Origin of the sequence: Sphingobium sp. C100 (genome assembly GCF_000508185.1) — a bacterium.
Taxonomy (GTDB): Bacteria; Pseudomonadota; Alphaproteobacteria; order Sphingomonadales; family Sphingomonadaceae; genus Sphingobium.
This window is the reverse complement of sequence record NZ_AYOY01000061.1, coordinates 1-4397: the sequence shown is the minus strand read 5'-3', so window position 1 is coordinate 4397 and position 4397 is coordinate 1. Positions and strand designations below refer to the sequence as shown.

The following is a 4397-nucleotide window of genomic DNA, read 5'->3' as shown; positions in this document are numbered from 1 at the left end:
GCGAGGGCGGGCGGCGGTTCGAGGCGGTCTTCTTCCGCAGCGACGGCCTCGCCTTTCCGCTGCGGGTCGAAACCAGCCTGCCGGTGCGCGATGCGCCCGCCATCCTGCGCCTGATGCGCGAACGGATCGACGCGCTGTCCGACCCGATCGATCCCGGCTTCGGCTTCGACATGCTGCGCCTCACCGTGCCGCAGGCCGAAAAGCTGGCGCCCACGCAACTGGCGCTGGAAGGGGGCGCGGCGCGACGTGAGGATAGCGTCGCCGCCCTGGTCGACCGCCTGTCGATCCGCGCCGGCCGCGCGCATATCCAGCGGCTGGAACCGCGCGACAGCCATATTCCCGAACAGGCGCAACTCGCGCTGCCGGCGGTGGAAAGCCGCGCGCCGGGCAATTGGGCGGCGGACGGCGATCCGGGCGATCCGCCGATGCGCCCGCTCCATCTGTTCGATCCGCCCCAGCCGATCGAGGTGGTGGCGCAGGTGCCCGACGGTCCGCCGCATCGCTTTCGCTGGCGCCGGGCGCTGCACGACGTCGCCCGCTATGAAGGGCCGGAACGGATCGCGCCCGAATGGTGGCGGGCGAAGGACGGCGCGATCGAAGGCGAAAGCGCCGGCCGCACCCGCGACTATTACCGGGTCGAGGATGCACGGGGGCGGCGTTACTGGATATTCCGCCACGGGCTTTACGGCGCGGAGGTCGAGCACCCGGGCTGGTATATCCATGGCCTGTTCGCATGAGCGGCCCCCACGGCAATCGACGAAAGCGTGGCTATCCCGACCCGACCCGACCCAAATCGATCGACCGGCGCGAACGGAGCGCGATCGAGGCGGCACGCGAAAAAGCGAAGGAGCGACGCCCGTCCCCGCCCCCGTCTCCGCCCCCGCCTCCGATCCAGACCGCGCCGCCCTTTGCCGAACTGGTGGCGGCAACCAACTTTTCCTTCCTGCGCGGCGCATCGCATGGCGCCGACATGGTCGCGCGGGCGATGGAACTGGGCCTTGCCGGCATCGGCATTGCCGACCGCAACACGGTGGCGGGCGTGGTGCGGGCCTGGAAGGCGCACCGCGATGCGCCGGCCAGGGCGCGCGAGGCACTGCTCAAAGCTAAGAAGGAGAAGGGCGAACCGCTCGAACTGACCCCGGCTGAGGATGCCTCCTGCCAGACCGATTCGCGGCTATTGACCGGCGCGCGGCTGGTCTTTGCCGACGGGACGCCCGACATCGTCGCCTATCCCGCTACGCGGCGCGGCTGGGGCGAACTCACCAAATTGCTGACGGTCGGCAATCTGCGGTCGGTCAAGGGCCACTGCATCCTATATTATGAGGATCTGACCGCTTATCTGAATGACCTTCTGTTGATTGTGTTGCCTTATTCCACGGCGACGGAGCAGCAGGCAAGTGCTCGGCCGGTCGAATATGAGCATGAGGATCGCGCGCATGGCGAGATGATCCGGCAGGGGCATCTCAGCCTGGTGCCACCCCCGCGGCCGCATGATGTGGAATCCCTGCTGACCCGCCTGTCTCGCCTTGCGCCGAACCGGGTCTGGTTGGGGGCGGCATTGCGGCGCGACGGGCGCGATGCACGGCGATTGGCTGGATATATGGCGCTGGGCGCGCGCACCGGCGTGCCGTTGCTCGCCACCATGGACGTTCTCTACGCCAGCCCGGCGCAGCGGCCGTTGCAGGATGTGTTGAGCTGTATCCGCGAAGGCGCGCCCCTGGCCGGGGCCGGGCGGCTGCTGGAGGCCAATGCCGAACGCCATGTCCATGACCCCGCCGAAATGGCGCGCCTCTATCGCGCCTGCCCGGACGCTGTGACGGAAACCATCCGCTTCCTCTCCCGCGTCCACTTCACCCTGGCCCAGTTGCGCTACGAATATCCGCACGAGCCAGTGCCCGAAGGCTGGACCGCGCAGCAATGGCTGGAGGAGTTGACCATCAGCGCTGCCCATGCCCGTTACGGGCCGCATATTCCCCATGCCGTGCGCAAGCTGCTGGATGACGAGTTCAAGCTGATCGGCGAGCGCAACTATGCCTATTATTTCCTGACCGTTCACGACATCGTCGCTTTCGCCCGGATGAAGGGAATACTCTGTCAGGGGCGGGGATCGGCCGCCAATTCCATGGTCTGTTTCCTGCTGGGCGTCACGTCGGTCGATCCGCTGAAACATGATCTGCTCTTTTCCCGTTTCGTGTCGGAGGAGCGTGACGAGCCGCCCGACATCGACGTCGATTTCGAACATGAGCGGCGCGAGGAGGTGATGCAATATATCTATGACCGCTACGGCCGCCATCGCGCCGGCATCGCCGCGACGGTCATCCATTATCGCTCGCGCAGCGCGGTGCGCGAGGTCGCCAAGGTTCTGGGTCTGTCCGAAGATATTGTGGTGCGCCTCTCCAGCACCGTCTGGGGCAGCTATTCGAGCGATATGGGGGACAAGCGGATCAGCGAAGCGGGCTTTGCGCTCGACAATCCGCAGATGGTGCAACTGCGCGAACTGGTCGGCCAGTTGCTCGACGCGCCCTTCCCCCGTCATCTGTCGCAGCATGTCGGCGGCTTCGTGCTGACGCAGAACCGGCTCGACGAAACGGTGCCGCTGCACCACGCCGCCATGGCCGAACGCAGTTTCATCGAATGGGACAAGGATGATATCGACGCACTCGGCCTGATGAAGGTCGACATATTGGCGCTTGGCATGTTGACCTGCATCCGCAAGGCGTTCGACCTGATGCGCGCCAACGGGTTGGGCGATCACCAACTGATGGTGGACCTCGAATCCGGGGATGGCGATGTTTACGATATGCTGTGCCGGGGGGAGAGCATCGGCGTGTTTCAGGTGGAAAGCCGGGCGCAGATCAACATGCTGCCGCGCCTGCGGCCGCGCACTCTCTATGACCTGACGGTGCAGGTCGCGATCGTGCGGCCCGGTCCGATCGAGGGCGACATGGTCCATCCCTATCTGCGGCGGCGGTGCGGGGAGGAGGAGATCAGCTATCCCTCGCCCAGTCCCGACCATGGTCCGGCCGACGAGCTGAAACAGCTTCTGGGCAAGACCTTCGGCGTGCCGCTGTTCCAGGAACAGGCGATGAAGCTGGCGATCACGGCGGCTAGGTTCACGCCGTCGGAAGCCAACCAGTTGCGCCGGGCGATGGCGACCTTCCGCAATGTCGGCACCATCCATCATTTCCGCGAGAAGCTGATCCGCGGCATGACCCTGCGCGGCTACACCGAAGAATTCGCCGCACGCTGCTTCAAGCAGATCGAAGGGTTCGGCAGCTATGGCTTTCCCGAAAGCCATGCGCTGTCCTTTGCGCGGCTGGTCTATGTGTCGGCCTGGATCAAATGCCACCAGCCGGCGGTCTTCGCCTGCGCCCTGCTCAATTCGCAGCCGATGGGCTTCTACGCCCCCGCGCAGCTGGTGCGCGACGCGCGCGAACATGGCGTCACCGTCCATGACGTCGATGTGAATATGAGCGGCTGGGACAATGGGCTGGAACCGCTGCTGCGGTCGCGCCGCTACGATCGGGGCGAAGGGCAGGGGCGGACGCTGGCGCTGCGGCTGGGCTTTCGCCAGGTCGATGGGTTCCGGCAGTCCTGGGCGGAACAACTGGTCGTGGCGCGGGCGCAGGGCGGATTGTTCACCGGCATGGAGGATCTGGCGCGACGGGCGGGGCTGCCCGCGCGGGCGCTGCGGCTGTTGGCCGATGCCGATGCCTGCCGCTCGCTGGGGCAGGACCGGCGCACGGCATTATGGGAAGCGCGGCGCACGCCTTCGGACGAACTGCCGCTGTTCGCCGCCGCGCGGGTGCGGGGCGGGGAGGCGCGGGAACTGGGCGCGGAACAGGATGCGGCGCTGCCCGCGATGCCGCTCGCCGAACAGGTGGCGACCGACTATGCCGTCACGCGCCTGTCCCTGAAGGGTCATCCGATGCAGTTTCTGCGCCCGGTCTTCGCCGCCGAAGGGGTGCTGAGCTGTGCGCAGACCAGCGCCGCCCGCAATGGCGCGCGCGTGAAGACCGCGGGCGTGGTGCTGGTGCGGCAACGGCCGGGCAAGGGCAATGCCGTCTTCATCACCATCGAGGATGAGAGCGGCGTCACCAACATCCTGCTCTGGGCGCGCCTGTTTGAAATGCAGCGCCGCCCGGTCATGGCCAGTCGGCTGATGCTGGTGGAGGGGGAAGTGCAGCGCAGCAAGGAAGGCGTCGTCCATCTGATGGCGACGCGCGTGCATGACCGCACGGCTGAGTTCGACCGGCTGACCGATACGCGCATCGTCCGAACGGGCGACGACATCCCTTCTTCGCAGCCCGCGCGAGCGCCCAGCCATCCGCGCAATGCACGCATATTGCCCAAGTCGCGCGATTTTCATTGAAGGACGGCCACCCAACCGGGGGGGG

The 4397-nt window shown here is 66.7% G+C and carries 1 protein-coding gene and 1 pseudogene; both read left to right on the top strand.

The features are described from left to right. Positions 1–737, top strand: a pseudogene (locus C100_RS30500) (DNA polymerase Y family protein); the annotation flags it as partial. Next, positions 734–4372 (top strand): error-prone DNA polymerase, encoded by a 3639-nt coding sequence (locus C100_RS30495; RefSeq protein ID WP_024018831.1) that lies wholly within the window; start codon positions 734–736, stop codon positions 4370–4372. The pseudogene C100_RS30500 and the gene C100_RS30495, both read left to right, overlap by 4 nt. Positions 4373–4397: the final 25 nt, after the last annotated feature.